Here is a 16,887-nt window from a genome sequence, read left to right as displayed (position 1 = left end):
ATGGGCCGCGCCTGCACGGCCATGATCGTCAGAGCGTCTTCTGGTAGATGATGAAGGGCGTCTTGTCGGCGATCCTGTCGTAGAGGCTCCGCGCGGTGGCGTTGAACTCCTGCGTCATCCAGTAGACTTCAGCGGCATTCGCCTCGGCAGCCCTGGCATAGACCGCCTCGATCAGGGCGCGGCCGATGCCGGTGCCGCGGACCGCCGGATCGGCATAGAGATCCTGCAGGTAGCAGATGTCGCCGATCGTCCAGCAACTGCGGTGGAACAGGTAGTGGGCGAGGCCCACGGGCCTGCCGTCCAGAACGGCGAGCAGGCCCGCATAGTCGTTCGCCCCGTCGCCGGTCAGCCGGGCGAAGGTGGTGCGGAAGATCTCCTCCGGCAGGACGGTCTCGTAGAAGGCGAGATAGGCGGTCCAGAGGCGTCGCCAGTCGGCCTCGTCAGACGGGGTGAGGGCTCTGATTTCGAGGCCGCTCATGGTGTCATCCTTGCGGGCCGATCCGGTCGAGGTCGTAGGGCGTCGTCTGGTACATCTCGTTGATCCAGTTGCCGAACAGAAGATGCGCATGGCTGCGCCAGCGGTTCAAGGGCGCGATTGCGGGATCGTTGTGCGGAAAATAGTTCTTCGGCATCTTGATCGGCGCGCCGGCATCGACGTCGCGGAAATACTCGTCGGCCAGCGAAGTGGAATCGTACTCCACGTGGTTGAAGACGTAGAGGCGCTTGCCGCACTCTTCCTGCACGAAGCAGACGCCCGTCTCGTCGGATTCCATCAGGATCTCCAGTCCGGGCCGCTTGCGGATGTCATCCGCGCGCACCTCGGTCCAGCGGGAGACCGGGATCTGGAAGTCATCGGAGAAGCCGCTGAGAAACACCGATGCCGGATTGCGGTTGTGGTGGCGGAAGACGCCGAAGGCCTTCTCGTCGAGCGTGTATTTCGGCACGCCGTGGAAATGGTAGATCGCCGCCATCGCGCCCCAGCAGACGTTCAGGGTGGAATGGACGTTGGTGACGGTCCAGTCGAGAATGCGCTTCATCTCGTCCCAGTAGGTTACGTCCTCGTAGTCGAGCGTCTCGATCGGGGCGCCGGTGATGATGAAGCCGTCGAACTTGCGGTGCCTGATCTCCTCCCAGGTGTCGTAGAAGGCGAGCAGGTGGTCCTCGGAAGTGTTCTTGGCCTTGTGGCCGCCGATGCGCACGAGCGACAGTTCGACCTGCAGCGGCGAGGCGCCGACGAGGCGCGCCATCTGGATCTCGGTCTTGATCTTGTTCGGCATGAGGTTGAGAAGCCCGATCTGCAGCGGGCGGATATCCTGCCGGACAGCCACCGTTTCGGTCATCACCCGCACACCCTCATGGACGAGGGTTTCGAATGCGGGGAGCGTATCGGGAATCTTGATGGGCATCTTTCACTCGATCAAACAAAAAAACCGGCAGCGACGGCAGTCGCAACCGGTCCACGGAAGGTCTCTTCTCGCGGCCCCTTTAGCGACTTGTTTAACGTGGCTGCAAGCCGGCCGGCCAAATCACCACGGGACGGGCCCTACATAGCGCCAGTCCGGGAAAGAATCAATGTCGGCGTCCGGCAGGCGCCGGCGCTGACAGCCGGCGGCGCCCGGCGGCCCCGCCGACGTCAAGCCAGGTGATCAGACGAAGAACTGGCCGCCATTGGCGGAGATCGTCGAGCCGGTGATGAAGCCCGCATCGTCGGAGGCGAGGAAGACGACGCAACGTGCGATCTCCTCCGGTTCGCCCAGCCTGCCGACGGGGATCTGCGGAATGATGCGTTCGCTCAGCACCTTCTCCGGGATCGCGCGGACCATCTCGGTGCCGATGTAGCCCGGGCAGATGGCGTTGACGGTGATGTTCTTCGCAGCCCCTTCCTGGGCCAGCGCCTTGGTGAAGCCAAGATCACCCGCCTTGGCGGCCGAGTAGTTCGCCTGTCCCATCTGGCCCTTCTGGCCGTTGATGGAGGAGATGTTGACGATGCGGCCGAAGCCGCGGTCGCGCATGCCGGTCCAGACCGGGTGGGTCATGTTGAACAGGCCCGACAGGTTGGTGTCGACGACCTCGCGCCACTGCTGCGGCGTCATCTTGTGAAACATGGCGTCGCGGGTGATCCCGGCATTGTTGACGAGGATCTCGACCGGACCGAGGGCGGCCTCCACTTTCCCGACGCCGTCGGCGCAGGCCTCGTAGCTGGACACGTCCCATTTGAAGACCGGGATCCCGGTCTCGGCCTTGAAGGCCGCAGCCGCCTCGTCATTTCCCGCATAGTTGGCGGCGACCGCGTAGCCTGCCGCCTTGAGCCCGATCGAGATGGCCGCGCCGATACCGCGCGTGCCGCCGGTTACCAAAGCTACCCTGCTCATATTGTGCACTCCCCCCAAAGATTGCTGCCATCGTTGTTCTTCGGCCGGGCCGGGACCTTGACGGGCCGCCCCGATGCGGCTTGTCGGTGAAGGCAGTCGGTAAGTTCCTCCTTACGTTCTTTCGACGCACATGGCGACGCCCATGCCGCCGCCGATGCAGAGCGTGGCAAGGCCGCGGGATACGCCGCGGCGCTTCATTTCGAAGAGCAGCGTGTTGAGCACGCGGGCGCCGGACGCGCCGATCGGATGACCGATGGCGATGGCGCCGCCATTGACGTTGACGATCGCCGGATCCCAGCCGAGGTCCTTGTTGACGGCGCAGGCCTGGGCGGCGAAGGCCTCGTTGGCCTCGACGAGGTCGAGGTCGCCGATCTTCCAGCCGGCCCTCTCCAGGGCCTTGCGGGATGCGGGAATGGGGCCGGTGCCCATGATCTGCGGATCGACGCCGGCGGTCGCCCAGGAGACGATCTTGGCGAGCGGCTGGATGCCGCGGCGGCCGGCCTCGGCCTCGCTCATCAGCAGCGTTGCCGCCGCTCCGTCGTTGAGGCCGGATGCGTTTGCCGCCGTGACGGTGCCGTCCTTGTCGAAGGCAGGCCGCAGCTTGGCCATGGAGTCGAGGGTCGCGCCGTGGCGGATGTATTCGTCGCTGTCGACGATCACGTCTCCCTTGCGGCTCTTGACGGTGAAGGGGACGATCTCGTCCTTGAAGCGGCCCTCCTTCTGGGCGGCCTCGGCCTTGTTTTGCGATGCGACGGCAAAGCTGTCCTGCTCCTCGCGGGACAATTGCCACTTCTTGGCGACGTTCTCGGCGGTTATGCCCATGTGATAGCCGTAGAAGGCGTCGGTCAGGCCGTCCTTGATCATCGTGTCGATCATCTTGAAATCGCCCATCTTCACCCCGCCGCGCAGGTGGGCGCAGTGCGGCGCCATCGACATGGATTCCATGCCGCCGGCGACGATGATGCCGGCGTCGCCGGTCGCGATCTGCTGCATGCCAAGGGCCACGGCGCGCAGGCCGGAGCCGCAGAGCTGGTTCATGCCCCAGGCGGTCTTCTCCTGCGGCACGCCGGCCTTCATCGCGGCCTGCCGGGCCGGGTTCTGGCCCTCGCCGGCGGGGAGCACCTGGCCAAGGATCACCTCGTCCACCTCCTCGGCGGCGACGCCGGCCCGCTCGAGCACGGCCGTGATCGCCGCAGCCCCGAGTTCATGGGCGGGCGTATTGGCGAAGGCGCCGTTGAAGGAGCCGACGGCGGTCCTGGCCGCGCTGGCGATGACGATGGACGGGGTGGCCATGAAGCGTCTCCTCACATTGTTCTTGGTGCCGGAACCGGCGGTTTCGGGCCGTCGCGGCCCGCCCGGTTCCGAGGCTGCCCTTTTCGATTGTATCGCCGGACGAAGGCCGGCGCGAACAACCGCCTCAAGGCAAAACTGTCAAAGCTTTGGGGGAGAGTCAAACAACTTGTCTCGGCAATTCCGGGCCCAAGCAGAGCGACCGTGACCGGCGAAAATGATTTTGCGCAGCATTTTTTCACTGCAACGCACAATGCGTTTGTAATAACGTTGTTTTTGCGGATACTCGCAAATGCATGGAGCGGATTGGAATACGGGGAGGAGGAGACCCAGATGGCCAAGAACGACAGCCCGATCACGATCAAGAAATATGCGAACCGGCGCCTCTACAATACCGGAACGAGCACCTACGTGACGCTCGACGATCTCGCAGTGATGGTGAAGAAGGGGGAGAACTTCACCGTCCAGGACGCGAAGTCCGGGGAGGACATCACGCACTCGGTCCTGACGCAGATCATCTTCGAGCAGGAATCGAAGACCGGCAACACGCTTTTGCCGATATCCTTCCTGCGCCAGCTCATCAGTTTCTACGGCGACCAGATGCAGATGGTCGTGCCGAGCTATCTCGAACATTCGATGCAGGCCTTTACCGACCAACAGGCGCAGATGCGCGAGCAGATCAACAAGGCCTTTGGCGACACCCCGCTGACCAAGAACCTGCAGATGCCGATGCAACTGGTCGAGGAGCAGGTGCGCCGCAACACCGAGATCTTCCACAAGGCGATGCAGATGTTCTCGCCCTTCATGACGGCGCCGCAGCCGAAGGAAACGAAGAAGGCTGAGGCGAAGGACATCGACGAACTGAAAGAGCAGTTGCGCGCGCTGCAGTCGAAGCTCGACAACCTGGGCTGAAGCCTGAAAGATCCGGTCCGGCGCTTGCTGCCGGGCCGCCGCAGTGGTTCTCACGGGCCGGATGCACGCGGGATCGCCAGGCCATATTCAAAATGGCATCACAGAAAGAAAAAGGCCCGGACGAGCCGGGCCTTCAAGAAATCTCGCTGTGCGAAAGCGCTTATGCGCTTTCCTTCGGCGTCAGCACCTGGCGACCGCGGTACATGCCGGTCTTCAGGTCGATGTGGTGCGGGCGGCGCAGTTCGCCAGAGTTCTTGTCTTCGATGTAGCTCGGAGCCTTCAGGGCGTCGGCGGAGCGGCGCATGCCGCGCTTGGACGGGCTCGTTTTTCTTTTCGGTACAGCCATTTCACTACTCCACTGAACGGGCAAACACATCCAAGGCCACTGAAAATGGCCGAAAAAGACGTGCATCTATCTCGGAAATTTGGCGGGCTTATACATGGCTAATACCCGCTTGACCAGTCCCCGCCGGCATTTTTTCGCTTTTGCCGGAGTGTCCGGTACCGGCTGCCCCGGCGCCGGGTCTCTCAGGCTTCGTCTTCCGGCACGATCCAGGTTTCGGCAAGGGCCGCCGCCTGCCATTTCTTCCAGGCCGAATGCGCCATGACGCGATCCATATAGGCGAGCGCGGTGCGGTCCGTCGTCAGAAGATAGGCATGGAATCGGTTGACCACGGGTGCAAACATCGCATCGGCGGCGGAGAATGCGCCGAAGAGGAAGGGGCCGCCGGACCGCTGCAGCGCATCGCGCCAGATCGTCTCGATGCGGGCGACGTCGTCGGTCACGCCATCGGGCAGGTCGATGGCGCGTTGCGGTCGGCGAATGTTCATCGGGCAGGCGCCGCGAAGCGCCCGGAAGCCGGCGAGCATCTCCATCGAGACGGAACGCGCCTCGGCCCTAGCCTCCCGGTCCGCCGGCCAGATGCCGGCCTGCGGGAAGAGTTCGACCACGTATTCGATGATGGCGAGCGATTCCCAGACCCGCACCTTGCCGTGATGGAGCACGGGGACGCGGCCGGTCGGGGACAGTTCCTTGAAGGCCGGATTGCCGGCTGCGAAGTCGAAGGGGATCACCCGGTCGGAAAAGGGGATGCCGGCCGCTTCCATCGCGATCCACGGCCGGAGCGACCACGACGAATAGTTCTTGTTGCCGATGTAGAGGACGAGGTCGGACATGCGCGGCTCTCCTTGCGGATTTCAGTTCCGCGAAACCCTAGAAGCCCGGGCGTCCCGGTGCCAATGAAAAGGCATGAAGTCAGTCATAAAGGCACTTGATGTATTCGCCGGAGCGGCTGGCGCGGCGCTCGATCACGGTCGCGAGGCGGCGCAGCCCGCGTCCAGGTTCGCCGGCATTGCGCTCGATCGGATTGGGGAGCGACACCGCGAGCAGCGCCGCCTGGCGCCGTGTCAGCTTGCTGGCGGGAACGTTGAAATGGTGCCGGGCGGCGGCTTCCACGCCGTAGATGCCGGGCCCCCATTCGGCGACGTTCAGATAGATCTCCATCAGCCGGCGCTTCGACCAGACGAAGTCCGCGGTGACAGCCAGCGGCAGCTCGGCGGCCTTGCGGACGAAGGAGCGGCCGTTCCAGAGGTAGAGGTTCTTTACCGTCTGCATCGGGATCGTGCTGGCGCCGCGCGTCTGCGCCCCTTCCAGCGCGTCGGTGACGACGGCGCGCATCTCGCCCCAGTCGACGCCGCCGTGGCGGCAGAACTGCCCGTCCTCCGACATCATCACCGATTGCACGAGGACCGGTGCGATATCCTCGAAATCCACCCATTGGCGGTCGTATCCCCGGAGCGTCACGAGGTCGCGCAGCATCAGCGTCGACACCGGATGGACGAGGCCGATGGCATAGACCGGGATGAGCAGGTAGGGCAGGATCAGAAGGGCCACCACGAGGAGGGCCACCTTCCGAAAGCCGCGCCGCAGCCGCCGGCTCAAGCGCTCGTTCCCGCCGGCGCCGTCCATGGCGGCATCGCCCTGCCTCGCATCGAATTCCGCATTGCCGCGTGTTTCCGGTGTTATGTCCAAGGGCGGTGTCCGTCCTGTCGCGTTCCCGGTTTTCATACCGTCATGCCGCCCGGTTTGCCAGTGGTTGCGACCAACTTTGCCGGCTTTGATCGCGCGATGCCGGCCTCGGCCGTTGCCTAACGCTGCGTCGCGTGCCAAAGAGCGCGCATGACCAGCCAGTCCACCCTTTTCCAGCAGCGCCTGAAATCGAACGCCGAACGCGTCGAGGCCATGCTCGCCGGCCTGCTGTCCGCCGATCTGCGCGCCGGCGAGATCGCACGGCCCGAACGGCTGCTGGCGGCCGTGCGTCACGGCGTCCTCAACGGCGGCAAGCGGCTCAGGCCCTTTCTGGTGATCGAGACCGCGGCGCTGTTCGGGGAAGGCCCCGCGTCGTCGGCGGTCCGGGTCGGGGCCGCGCTCGAATGCGTGCACTGCTACTCGCTCGTGCATGACGACCTGCCGGCGATGGACGACGACGCCCTGCGCCGGGGGCAGCCGACGGTTCATGTGGCCTATGACGAGGCGACGGCGATCCTGGCCGGCGACACCCTCCTGACGCTGGCCTTCGATATCGTCGCTGCTCCCGAGACCGTGCTTGCCGACCGCATCAAGACCGAACTCGTGCTGGCGCTGGCGCGGGCCGCCGGCATCGGTGGCATGGCCGGCGGGCAGGCGCTGGACCTGGCTGCCGAGAAGACCGCGCCCGGCGAGGCGGACATCGTCACGCTGCAGGCGATGAAGACCGGAGCGCTGATCCGCTTTGCCTGCGAGGCCGGCGCGATCGTCGCCGATGCGGATGCCGGGGCGCGGAGCGTGCTCAGGCGCTACGGCGAGACGGTCGGGCTGGCGTTCCAGCTCGCCGACGACCTTCTCGACCTGACGGCGGACGCCGAGACGATGGGCAAGGCCACCGGCAAGGACATGGCGCGCGGCAAGGGGACGCTGGTGGCGCTGAAGGGGCAGGACTGGGCGGAACGGCGCCTGAACGAACTGGTCGGGGAGGCCGAGACGCTTCTTGCGCCCTTCGGCGAGCGGGCCGGCATCCTGATCGAGACCGCCCGGTTCGTGGCCAATCGCAGGAGCTGAAGGCATGAGCAAGTTCTGGTCGCCGATCGTCGAGACGCTGAAGCCCTATGTCGCCGGCGAGCAGCCGCGGATCGCCGATCTCGTCAAGCTCAACACCAACGAGAATCCCTACGGTCCCTCGCCGAAGGCGATCGCGGCCATGCAGGCGGCGGTGACCGACAGCCTGAAGCTCTATCCGGATCCCTCGGCGCTCGGCCTGCGGCAGGCGATCGCCAGGGCCTGCCGCGTCGAGCCGGAGGAAGTGTTCGTCGGCAACGGATCCGACGAGGTGCTGGCGCATGCTTTCGCAGCGCTGCTGAAGCACGAGAAGCCGCTGCTCTATCCTGACATCACCTACAGCTTCTACCCGACCTATTGCGGCCTGTTCGGCATCGAGGCCGTCGAGGTGCCGCTGAATGACGACTACACGATCGACATTGCTGACTACCGCCGGTCCTGCGGCGCGATCATCCTGCCGAACCCGAACGCACCGACTGGCATCGGCCTGCCGCTTTCTGCGATCGAGACGCTCGTTTCGGAGCATTCCGACCAGCCGGTGGTCGTCGACGAGGCCTATATCGACTTCGGCGGCGAGAGTGCCGTGCCGCTGACGCGCCGATATGACAACCTGCTGGTCGTGCACACGCTGTCGAAGTCGCGCTCGCTCGCCGGCCTCCGGGTCGGCTATGCGATCGGCCAGCGGCCGCTGATCGATGCGCTGGAGCGGGTCAAGGACAGCTTCAATTCCTATCCGCTCGACCGGGTGGCGCAGGCCGGCGCGACCGCCGCGATCGAGGACGTCGCCTGGTTCGACGAGACCCGGGGCAAGGTGATCGATGCGCGCGAACGCGTTGCCGGCGCCCTGCGCCAGCGAGGCTTCGAGGTGCTGCCGTCGCAGGCGAATTTCGTCTTCGCCCGCCATCCCGGCCATAGCGGCGCGGACATCGCCCGCGGCCTGCGGGAACGGGCGGTGCTGGTGCGGCATTTCGGCAAGCCGCGCATCTCGGACTTCTTGCGGATCACGATCGGCACGCCGGAGGAATGCGACCGGCTGGTGGCTGCCCTCGACGAACTCGTCTAGGTTCCGCTGGCGATGGACGGCTGCAGAAGCGTCACAGGCGGACAGGCCGGATGTTGCGCCTGGTGTCTGCGACAGGATATTGCTCGTTCGGACACATCGAGGTGAAGAGATGAGCGACATCCTGCCCTATCTGCCGCAGCTTGCAGTCGGATGGACGGCCTATCTGATCGCGACTGCTTCGCCGGGACCGGCGATCCTCGCCATCATCGGCACCTCTATCAGCCAGGGACGCAAGGCGGGGCTGGCGCTGGCGCTCGGCGTGCTGACGGGATCCTATGTCTGGGCCATGCTGACGGCGTCCGGCCTTTCCGCCCTGATCCGCGCCTATGGCCAGGCGATCATCGTGCTCAAGATCGCAGGCGGCCTGTATCTGCTCTGGCTCGCGTGGAATGCCCTGCGCTCGGCGCTGCGCAGCGGCGAAGCCTATGGCGCGCGGCAGGCCCTGCCGATGCTGTCGCCGCGCCGGCAGTATCTGAAGGGGCTCGGCATCCACCTGACCAACCCCAAGGCAATCTTTGCCTGGATGATGCTGACGTCGCTCGGCATGCCGGCGGGTGCGCCGCCTTGGACGATGGCCGTCTTCATCGCCGGCTGCATGGCACTGGGGCTTGCGACCTTCATCGGATTTGCGCTGCTGTTCTCGCTCGAGCCCGTCCACCGCGCCTATCTGCGCTCGCGCCGCCTCATCGAGGGTGCTATGGCGGCCTTCTTCGCCCTTGCCGGCTTCAAGCTCCTGACCGCACGGATCTGAGCTATTCCGCGGCCGCCTGGCCCTGGCCGAAACGCTGCTCGATATAGTCGGTGACCAGCGCCTCGAATTCGCCGGCGATGTTGGTGCCGCGCAGCGTCATCGCCTTCTTGCCGTCGATATAGACCGGGGCGGTCGGCAGCTCGCCGGTGCCGGGAAGCGAAATGCCGATGTCGGCATGCTTGCTCTCGCCGGGGCCATTGACGATGCAGCCCATCACAGCGACCTTCAGCGCTTCCACACCCGGATATTTCTCGCGCCACACCGGCATGTTCTTGCGGATGTCGTCCTGGATCTTCTGGGCGAGCTCCTGGAACACGGTGGAGGTGGTGCGGCCACAGCCGGGACATGCGGCGACGACCGGCAGGAACTGGCGGAAGCCCATCACCTGGAGCAGTTCCTGGGCCACCTGCACCTCGCGGGTGCGGTCGCCGCCCGGCTCCGGCGTCAGCGAGATCCGGATCGTGTCGCCGATGCCCTGCTGCATCAGGATGCCGAGCGAAGCGGAGGAGGCGACGACGCCCTTGGTGCCCATGCCGGCCTCGGTCAGGCCGAGATGCAGCGCATGGTCGGAGCGGGCGGACAGCATGGCATAGACGGCGATCAGATCCTGGACATTGCTGACCTTGGCCGACAGGATGATGCGGTTGCGCGGCAGGCCGATCTCCTCGGCCAGTTCGGCCGATAGCAGCGCCGAGGCGCAGATCGCCTCGCGCATGACCTCCTGAGCCGTAAGCGGAAATCCCTTCTCCTGGTTTTCGTTCATCAGCCGGGTCAGGAGCTCCTGGTCGAGCGAGCCCCAGTTGACGCCGATGCGCACGGGCTTGTCGTAGCGGATCGCCGTCTCGACGATGGCGCCGAACTGCCGGTCCTTCTTGTCCTTGAAGCCGACATTGCCGGGATTGATGCGGTATTTCGCCAGCGCCTCGGCGCAGGCCGGATGGTCGGCCAGCAGCTTGTGGCCGATATAGTGGAAATCACCGACCAGGGGCACGTCCATGCCGAGCCTGAGCAGGCGCTCGCGGATCTTCGGCACGGCGGCAGCGCTCTCGTCGCGGTCGACGGTGATGCGCACGAGTTCCGAGCCGGCGCGGGAGAGGGCGGCGACCTGCGCTACGGTCGCATCGACATCGGCGGTGTCCGTATTCGTCATCGATTGCACGACCACCGGCGCGCCGCCGCCGACCATGATGCCGCCGACATCGACGCCGACGGACTGGCGGCGCGGCTTGGGCTCGAAATCGAAGGAGAAGGACATGGTAAGCCTCGTCGTGGCCTCGCTGTGGTTCCACCCCGGCCGTTGATCATGACAGCCCGTTGCCGGAACGTTCGTCCCTCAGGTGGAACAGGAAATGTGGCTTGTCAACTGCCGGGGCCGTCAATGCCGGTGCCGGTGCCGCAGTCCGGCCCGGCGGGGGCGTCCATCGTGTGCCCGCCGCCGTCGATACGAGCGGCACACGTTGTTGTGTTAAAGGTGTTGAAACCCGCCACGGCGATATCACATCCCGTAGGCGGGCCGAAAGCCGGCAGCCGGGCCTTCCGGCCGATACCGTCACAGCGACCCTCGAGGAGACGACGATGAAGCTGAACGTCAACGGCAGCGAGCACGAGATCGACGTAGAACCGGAGATGCCGCTTCTGTGGGCGCTGCGCGACGAGCTTGCCATTCTCGGCCCCAAGTTCGGCTGCGGCATCGCCCAGTGCGGCGCCTGCACGGTCTTCATCGACGGCGAGCCGGTGCGCTCCTGTTCGGTCACCGTCGGCGAGGTGTCCGGCGCGGTCACGACCATCGAGGGGCTCGCCGCGGACGGTCGCCTGCATCCGGTCCAGCAGGCCTGGATCGACGAGCAGGTTGCCCAGTGCGGCTACTGCCAGGCCGGCCTGGTGATGACGGCCGTCGCACTGCTGCAGGCGATCCCCGACCCCTCGGACGAGGACATCGACAACGCCATGTCGGGCAATCTCTGTCGATGCGGGACCTATCCGCGCATCCGTGCCGCGATCAAGCGCGCGGCCAGCGCGACGGCGGGGGCGTGACGATGGGCAGGCTCGGAAAGATCGCGCGCCGCACCTTCCTGATCGGCACGGGGCTCATCGCCGGCGGCCTGGCGGTCGGCTACTACTATTATCGCAAGCCCTATCCCAACCCGCTCGAGGACGACCTCGCCGAGGGCGAGGCGACGTTCAATCCCTACGTCAAGATCGCGCCGGACAACACGATCACGCTGATCGCGCCGCGGGCGGAGATGGGACAGGGCGTCTCCACCACGCTTGCCGCCCTCGTCGCCGAGGAACTGGACGTCCGGCTCGACCAGGTGATCGTGGAGCACGGCCCGGCCGGCCATGCCTATGCCAATACGACGATGCTGGAGGAGGGCGTGCCCTTTCCGCATTTCGACGAATCCACCGTTGCGGACCTGATGCGATCCGGCATGGCGGTGGCCGGCAAATTCCTCGGCCTTCAGGGCACCGGCGGTTCGACGTCGATCGTCGACGGCTTCTACAAGATGCGCCAGGCAGGTGCTGCTGCGCGCGAGGTGCTGAAACTCGCCGCGGCGAAACGGCTGGATGTCGCGCCCGGATCGCTCTGGACGGCGGACGGCATCGTCACTGACCCGGCGTCCGGCAGGATCTTCACCTATGGCGAACTGGCGCAGGAGGCGGCGGCCCTGGCGCCGCCCGCCGAGATCCGGCTGCGTGAGAAGTCGGAGTGGAAGATTCTCGGCAAGCCGCAGGCCCGCATCGACATGCGCGCCAAGGTCACCGGCGCGCCGATCTTCGGCATCGACGTGCGCCTGCCCGAGATGCTGTTCGCGACGCTGCGGATGAACCCCTATCGCGGCGGCCCCATCGCGAGCCTCGACGCTGCGGAGGCCGAAGAGATGCGCGGCGTCGTCAAGGTGGTGAAGGTCGAGACCGGGATCGCCAACGGCTATGCGGTCATCGCGGACAATACCTGGCGGGCCTTTCAGGCGGCTGATGCTGTGAGCGTGGAATGGGGCAAGGGCGCCTATCCGCCGGACAGCGCCGGCATCCGCCAGGCGCTGGAGACGGCGCTCAGGGATGGCGATGCCAGCTACGGCCGGGACGACGGCAACGTCGAAACGGCCTTTGCCGATGCGCCGCGCGAACGCCTCGTCGAGGCGGACTACGGGGTGCCCTATTTGGCGCATGCGACGATGGAGCCGATGAACGCCACGGCCCGGCTCAAGGACGGCCGGCTCGACATCTGGGCCCCGAACCAGATGCCGACGATGGTGCGCCAGCTCGCCGCCGCGGCCATCGGCATCGAGACCGAAAACTGCTTCGTCCATACCACCTATCTCGGTGGCGGCTTCGGCCGCCGCGGCGACGTCGACTACGCCATCTATGCCGCGATCGTCGCCAGCAGGACCGACGGGCGGCCGGTGCAGGTGACCTGGACGCGCGAGGAGGACGTGCAGCAGGACATGTATCGCCCCGCAGCGCTCGGCCGTTTCCGGGCGCGGCTCGGCGACGACGGAATGCCGGTCGCGGTTGACATGCGCATTGCCGCGCCCTCGATCATCGGCAGCATCCTGCCGCGTTACTTTCCGAGCCTCTCGCCGATCGGGCCCGACAAGTCGATCACCGACGGCTCGGCGAACCAGCCCTACACGATCGAAAACTACCGTGTGGGCGGCATCAAGGCGCCGGTCTCGGTACCGGTCGGCTTCTGGCGCTCGGTCGGCAATTCGTTCAACGGGTTCTTCCACGAGGGCTTCATGGACGAGATCGCCGTTACCGGCGGTGTCGATCCGCTGGAGCTCAGGCGAAAACTGATGGCGGCCTATCCGACGGCCGTCAACGTGGTCGACAAGGTCGGCGCCATGTCGCGCTGGGGCGAGACGCTGCCGCCGGGGACTGCGAAGGGCTTCGCCTTCACGCTGTCCTTCGGTACCTGGGTCGCGCAGGTCGTGCAGGTCGCCGATGTCGGTGGCCGGATCCGCATCGAGAAGGTGTGGTGCGCGGCCGATCCCGGCGAGGTCATCGATCCGGCGATCTTCGCGGCGCAGATGATGTCCGGCATCGTCTACGGCCTGTCGTCGGCGATCGGGGAGGAGATCACCTTTGCCGACGGCGCCGTCGAGCAGTCCAATTTCCACGACTACACGCCGATGCGAATGCACCAGTGCCCGCAGATCGAGATCGGTCTGCTGGAGACCGCACATCGCATGGGCGGGGCCGGCGAACCGGGCACACCGCCTTCCATTCCCGCGCTCGCCAATGCGGTCCATGCGCTCACCGGAAAGCGCATCCGCTCGATGCCACTGTCGAAGGAGGTGGAGTTCCTGTAACGACCTGCGCAAGGCGCTCACGGGACTGGGGTGCCGCGCCGGGCAGGAGCCCGGTCAGTGGCGCCCATGCACGTCCGCATGCACGGCGTGCTTCGACAGCAGCAGCACGACCAGGAGCAGGGCCGGAAGGACGGAAAAGACCCAGGCGAAGCTCGTGTACTCGGCGATGAAGCCGATAGAGGAGGGGGCGAAGAGCGAGCCGGAATACCCCATCACCGTCGTCACCGACAGCGCCACGCCCTGGGCGAAGCCCGGCAGGTTGCCGGCCGCGGAAAAGGCGATCGGGACCATGTTGGAGATGCCGATGCCGCAGATGGCGAAGCCCGTCATCGCCACGTAGGCGTTGGGGGCGAAGCCTGCGATCACCATGCCGATGATGGCAAGCACGGTGGAGACGCGCAGCGTCCTGACCGCGCCGAAACGGTCGCGTACATGATCGCCGGCAAAGCGCATGATGGCCATGGTGGCGGAAAAGGCGCCGAAGGCGAAGCCGGACAGCGCCAGCGACGCGCCGAGTTCGTCGCGCATGTAAAGCGCGCCCCAATCGAGGATGGAGCCTTCGGGGATCATCGTGAACAGCGCCATGATGCCGATCAGCCACGGCAGCGGCGACATCGGCAGGCGAACCTTCTGGCGCGTTTCGGACGGATGCGGCCGGTCGTGCAGGATGGAGGTCCAGACGGCCGCGAGGCCGGCAAGCGCCAGCACCGTCAGCAGGGCCGCATGTCCCAGGACGCCGATGGTCTCGATCAGGTAGCCGCCCGTCGTGGCGCCGATGAACGCGCCGAGGCTCCAGAAGGCATGGCAGGACGACATGATCGCCCGCCGCATCGACCTTTCGACCTCCACGGCATTGGCGTTCATCGCGATGTCCATCGCGCCGGTCAGCCCTCCGAAGAGGAAGATGGCGATTGCGCCGGTCCAGATGCTCGGGGCGAGCGACAGCAGCAGCATCGTCGGGATGAAGGCGAGCGTGGCGCCGCGCACCGCCCGCGAGGTGCCGACATGGGCGATGAGGATGCCCGCGAGCGGCATCAGGATGAGCGAGCCGATGCCGAAACCGACGATCATCAGCCCGAGCTGGGATTCGCTCAAGGACAGGCGGCTTGCGAATTCGGGGATCTTGGGCGCCCAGGCGCCCATGAACGTGCCGTTGAGGAGAAACAGGCCGGAGACGGCGATCCGCGAAGCCGGGTAATAGGACGATCGCACGGGTGCCGTCGCTGCGTTTTCTGGTGTGGTCATTTGCTGTTCCAGTCCGGTGGCGGCGCGACTTTGGTGGCGCCCGGTGTTCTAAAAAAATGCGATCAGATTTCGGTGGTGCGTGCCTGGCGCCTAGCCATGTCGTTGTTTTTCGACCGTCGGTTCGGGCGCGGCTCCACGGGATCGGCCCGGATCACGCGCAAGCCGGCCGCCGTGCATTCGGCGACTTCCTGCTCGTCGGCGTCGGCTTCGAAGACGGCCCGGTCGAGCCGCCCGATCGGGATCACCGCGTAGGGCGCCGCCATGGCGAGCTTGTCGTTGGTCACGGCCGTCAGCACCGCGCGGCTGCGCATCGCCACGAAGCGCTTGAACTCGGCGTCCTCGAAGTCGAAGGCGGTGACGCCCACGTCCGGATGAAGCCCGCAAATGCCGAGGATGCAAAGATCGGGGCGCAGCACCTCGGCGTCGCGCAGCGCCTTGGCGCCGATCGCCGCGCCGGTCTTGCGGTCGATCGGACCGCCGATCTGGATGATCTCGATGCCGCGCCTGTCGATCAGCGCCGCTGCGATGGCCGGGGTGTTGGTCGCCACCGTCAGGCGCTTGTCTTCCGGTAGGGCACGGGCGATCGCGAGGTTGGTGCTGCCGGCATCGAGGAAGACGAAGGCGCCCGGCTCGACAAGGGCGGCTGCGGCGCGGGCAAGGGTCTCCTTGCGGTCGCCATCGGTCCCGACGCGCTCGCTGAAGCTGGTCGACGGGCCTGTCGGCAGTGCGCCGCCGTAGACGCGCCGGCACAGGCCGGCCGCCGCCATTTCGCGCAGGTCCCGCCGGATCGTATCCTCCGAGACGCCGAGCTCCTGCGCGAGGTCCGTCGCGATCACCCGGCCGTGCGCGGCAAGGCGTGCCTTGATGAGCGTCTGACGTTCGCCGAGAAGAAGTTCGCTGAGCGACATTCGATTTTCCAATCGTGCAACAATGCGCGTAAATACGCATGATCGTGCATGATTGGCAAGTGTCTTTCGAAGTTGGCCGCCGGGCAAACAAAAACCCCGCCGTTGCCGGCGGGGTTGTCTTGCAGGTTCGATGTGCGGCCGGGCCGCTGGATGCTTAGCTGTTGCGGTTGCCCATGAAGCGCAGCAGGAACAGGAACAGGTTGATGAAGTCGAGGTACAGGGTCAGCGCGCCCATGATCGCCTTGCGACCGGCAACCGCCGCCTCGTCGGCTTCGTAGTACATCTCCTTGATCTTCTGCGTATCCCAGGCGGTCAGGCCGGCAAAGACCAGGACACCGATGGCGGAGATCGCGAAATCAAGCGCCGTCGACTGCAGGAACAGGTTGACGAGCGAGGCGATGATCAGGCCGAACAGGCCCATGACCATGAACGAGCCCATGGCGGACAGGTCCCGCTTCGTCGTGTAGCCGTAGAGCGACAGGGCGCCGAAGGCCGCGGCCGAAACGAAGAAGGTCTGCGCGATGCTGGCGCCCGTATAGATCAGGAAGATCGACGACAGCGACAAGCCCATCAGGCCGGCATAGACCCAGAACGTCGTCTGTGCCGCCGCAACGCTCATGGTGTGGATCCTGAAGCTCAGGAAGAACACCAGCGCCAACGGTGCGAGGATCACGACCCACCGCAGCGGGCTGACATAGATCGCCTGGCCGAAAGCGGTCAGCTGACCGCCGGAGAAGGCGGCCTGGGAGGCGAAGAACGCGACCACGCCGGTGATTGCAAGACCGAGCGCCATCAGGTTGTAGACCTTCAGCATATAGGCGCGGAGGCCCTCGTCGACGACGGCGCCGGCCTGCGTGCCGGTATTCGTCACTCGCGTCTGGTAGTTGCGGAAATCTGACATTTTTTCCTCTCGAAAGCCCCGTTGGTTGTTACGGTGTC

General features: G+C 65.8%; 17 protein-coding genes and 1 riboswitch. Of the genes, 6 read left to right on the top strand and 11 right to left on the bottom strand.

The genetic code is table 11. The features are described from left to right. Nucleotides 1-28: 28 nt before the first annotated feature. From OCK02_RS01245 to OCK02_RS01230, 4 genes are all read right to left on the bottom strand, one after another. The gene (locus tag OCK02_RS01245; protein ID WP_263811453.1) at nucleotides 29-478 is read right to left on the bottom strand and encodes a GNAT family N-acetyltransferase; all 450 of its coding nucleotides are present in this window, start codon (nucleotides 476-478) and stop codon (nucleotides 29-31) included. A 4-nt stretch (nucleotides 479-482) separates the two neighbouring features. Then, nucleotides 483-1,406, bottom strand: a complete 924-nt coding sequence (gene metA / locus OCK02_RS01240) for a homoserine O-acetyltransferase MetA (RefSeq protein ID WP_263811452.1) — start codon at nucleotides 1,404-1,406, stop codon at nucleotides 483-485. Nucleotides 1,407-1,464: 58 nt separating this feature from the next. Further along, a riboswitch (SAM riboswitch) is annotated at nucleotides 1,465-1,543 on the bottom strand. Between the two features lie 103 nt (nucleotides 1,544-1,646). Next, nucleotides 1,647-2,372 carry a beta-ketoacyl-ACP reductase gene (locus OCK02_RS01235; protein ID WP_263811451.1) on the bottom strand — a complete coding sequence of 242 codons (726 nt, stop codon included), beginning with the start codon at nucleotides 2,370-2,372 and terminating at the stop codon, nucleotides 1,647-1,649. Between the two features lie 111 nt (nucleotides 2,373-2,483). Next, on the bottom strand, nucleotides 2,484-3,665 hold the full coding sequence (locus OCK02_RS01230; protein WP_263811450.1) for an acetyl-CoA C-acetyltransferase: 1,182 nt from the start codon (nucleotides 3,663-3,665) through the stop codon (nucleotides 2,484-2,486). A gap of 330 nt (nucleotides 3,666-3,995) precedes the next feature. Here OCK02_RS01230 and phaR point away from each other — a divergent pair, with 330 nt between their 5' ends. Then, nucleotides 3,996-4,574: a polyhydroxyalkanoate synthesis repressor PhaR gene (gene phaR, locus OCK02_RS01225; protein ID WP_230806083.1), complete on the top strand. Its 579-nt coding sequence runs from the start codon at nucleotides 3,996-3,998 to the stop codon at nucleotides 4,572-4,574. 160 nt (nucleotides 4,575-4,734) lie between these two features. On the opposite strand, the gene rpmF is transcribed toward phaR, so the two are convergent. From rpmF to mtgA, 3 genes are all read right to left on the bottom strand, one after another. After that, entirely contained in the window at nucleotides 4,735-4,920 is a 186-nt protein-coding gene (gene rpmF, locus OCK02_RS01220) for a 50S ribosomal protein L32 (protein WP_097137963.1), read from the bottom strand. Between the two features lie 182 nt (nucleotides 4,921-5,102). Then, on the bottom strand, nucleotides 5,103-5,750 hold the full coding sequence (locus OCK02_RS01215; protein ID WP_263811449.1) for a glutathione S-transferase family protein: 648 nt from the start codon (nucleotides 5,748-5,750) through the stop codon (nucleotides 5,103-5,105). A gap of 79 nt (nucleotides 5,751-5,829) precedes the next feature. Further along, nucleotides 5,830-6,606, bottom strand: coding sequence for a monofunctional biosynthetic peptidoglycan transglycosylase (mtgA, locus tag OCK02_RS01210; RefSeq protein WP_412178734.1), 777 nt, complete (start codon nucleotides 6,604-6,606; stop codon nucleotides 5,830-5,832). A 147-nt stretch (nucleotides 6,607-6,753) separates the two neighbouring features. Between mtgA and OCK02_RS01205 the strand changes: the two genes are divergently transcribed. The 3 genes from OCK02_RS01205 to OCK02_RS01195 all read left to right on the top strand — a co-directional run bounded on the left by OCK02_RS01205 (nucleotide 6,754) and on the right by OCK02_RS01195 (nucleotide 9,482). Beyond that, entirely contained in the window at nucleotides 6,754-7,671 is a 918-nt protein-coding gene (locus tag OCK02_RS01205) for a polyprenyl synthetase family protein (protein ID WP_263811448.1), read from the top strand. 4 nt (nucleotides 7,672-7,675) lie between these two features. Next, nucleotides 7,676-8,731 (top strand): histidinol-phosphate transaminase, encoded by a 1,056-nt coding sequence (gene hisC, locus OCK02_RS01200; RefSeq protein ID WP_263811447.1) that lies wholly within the window; start codon nucleotides 7,676-7,678, stop codon nucleotides 8,729-8,731. 109 nt (nucleotides 8,732-8,840) lie between these two features. Beyond that, nucleotides 8,841-9,482: a LysE family translocator gene (locus tag OCK02_RS01195; RefSeq protein ID WP_263811446.1), complete on the top strand. Its 642-nt coding sequence runs from the start codon at nucleotides 8,841-8,843 to the stop codon at nucleotides 9,480-9,482. A gap of 1 nt (nucleotide 9,483) precedes the next feature. Here OCK02_RS01195 and ispG read toward each other — a convergent pair whose 3' ends face one another. Then, nucleotides 9,484-10,737 carry a flavodoxin-dependent (E)-4-hydroxy-3-methylbut-2-enyl-diphosphate synthase gene (gene ispG / locus OCK02_RS01190; RefSeq protein WP_263811445.1) on the bottom strand — a complete coding sequence of 418 codons (1,254 nt, stop codon included), beginning with the start codon at nucleotides 10,735-10,737 and terminating at the stop codon, nucleotides 9,484-9,486. Between the two features lie 320 nt (nucleotides 10,738-11,057). On the opposite strand from ispG, the gene OCK02_RS01185 reads away from it, so the two are divergent. Both OCK02_RS01185 and OCK02_RS01180 read left to right on the top strand, forming a co-directional pair. After that, nucleotides 11,058-11,516 (top strand): (2Fe-2S)-binding protein, encoded by a 459-nt coding sequence (locus tag OCK02_RS01185; protein WP_263811444.1) that lies wholly within the window; start codon nucleotides 11,058-11,060, stop codon nucleotides 11,514-11,516. Nucleotides 11,517-11,518: 2 nt separating this feature from the next. Further along, entirely contained in the window at nucleotides 11,519-13,795 is a 2,277-nt protein-coding gene (locus OCK02_RS01180; RefSeq protein ID WP_263811443.1) for a xanthine dehydrogenase family protein molybdopterin-binding subunit, read from the top strand. A gap of 54 nt (nucleotides 13,796-13,849) precedes the next feature. On the opposite strand, the gene OCK02_RS01175 is transcribed toward OCK02_RS01180, so the two are convergent. The 3 genes from OCK02_RS01175 to OCK02_RS01165 form a co-directional block, all read right to left on the bottom strand. After that, nucleotides 13,850-15,040 (bottom strand): MFS transporter, encoded by a 1,191-nt coding sequence (locus tag OCK02_RS01175; RefSeq protein ID WP_230806067.1) that lies wholly within the window; start codon nucleotides 15,038-15,040, stop codon nucleotides 13,850-13,852. A 62-nt stretch (nucleotides 15,041-15,102) separates the two neighbouring features. Further along, nucleotides 15,103-15,948 (bottom strand): DeoR/GlpR family DNA-binding transcription regulator, encoded by an 846-nt coding sequence (locus OCK02_RS01170; RefSeq protein ID WP_263811442.1) that lies wholly within the window; start codon nucleotides 15,946-15,948, stop codon nucleotides 15,103-15,105. Between the two features lie 154 nt (nucleotides 15,949-16,102). Further along, nucleotides 16,103-16,849, bottom strand: coding sequence for a Bax inhibitor-1/YccA family protein (locus OCK02_RS01165; protein ID WP_263811441.1), 747 nt, complete (start codon nucleotides 16,847-16,849; stop codon nucleotides 16,103-16,105). Between the last annotated feature and the right edge of the window lie 38 nt (nucleotides 16,850-16,887).

Origin of the sequence: Rhizobium sp. TRM96647 (genome assembly GCF_025780115.1) — a bacterium.
Classification (GTDB): Bacteria; Pseudomonadota; Alphaproteobacteria; order Rhizobiales; family Rhizobiaceae; genus Mycoplana.
Note: the sequence above shows the minus strand (reverse complement) of the source record. Positions and strands in the feature narration are given on the sequence as shown.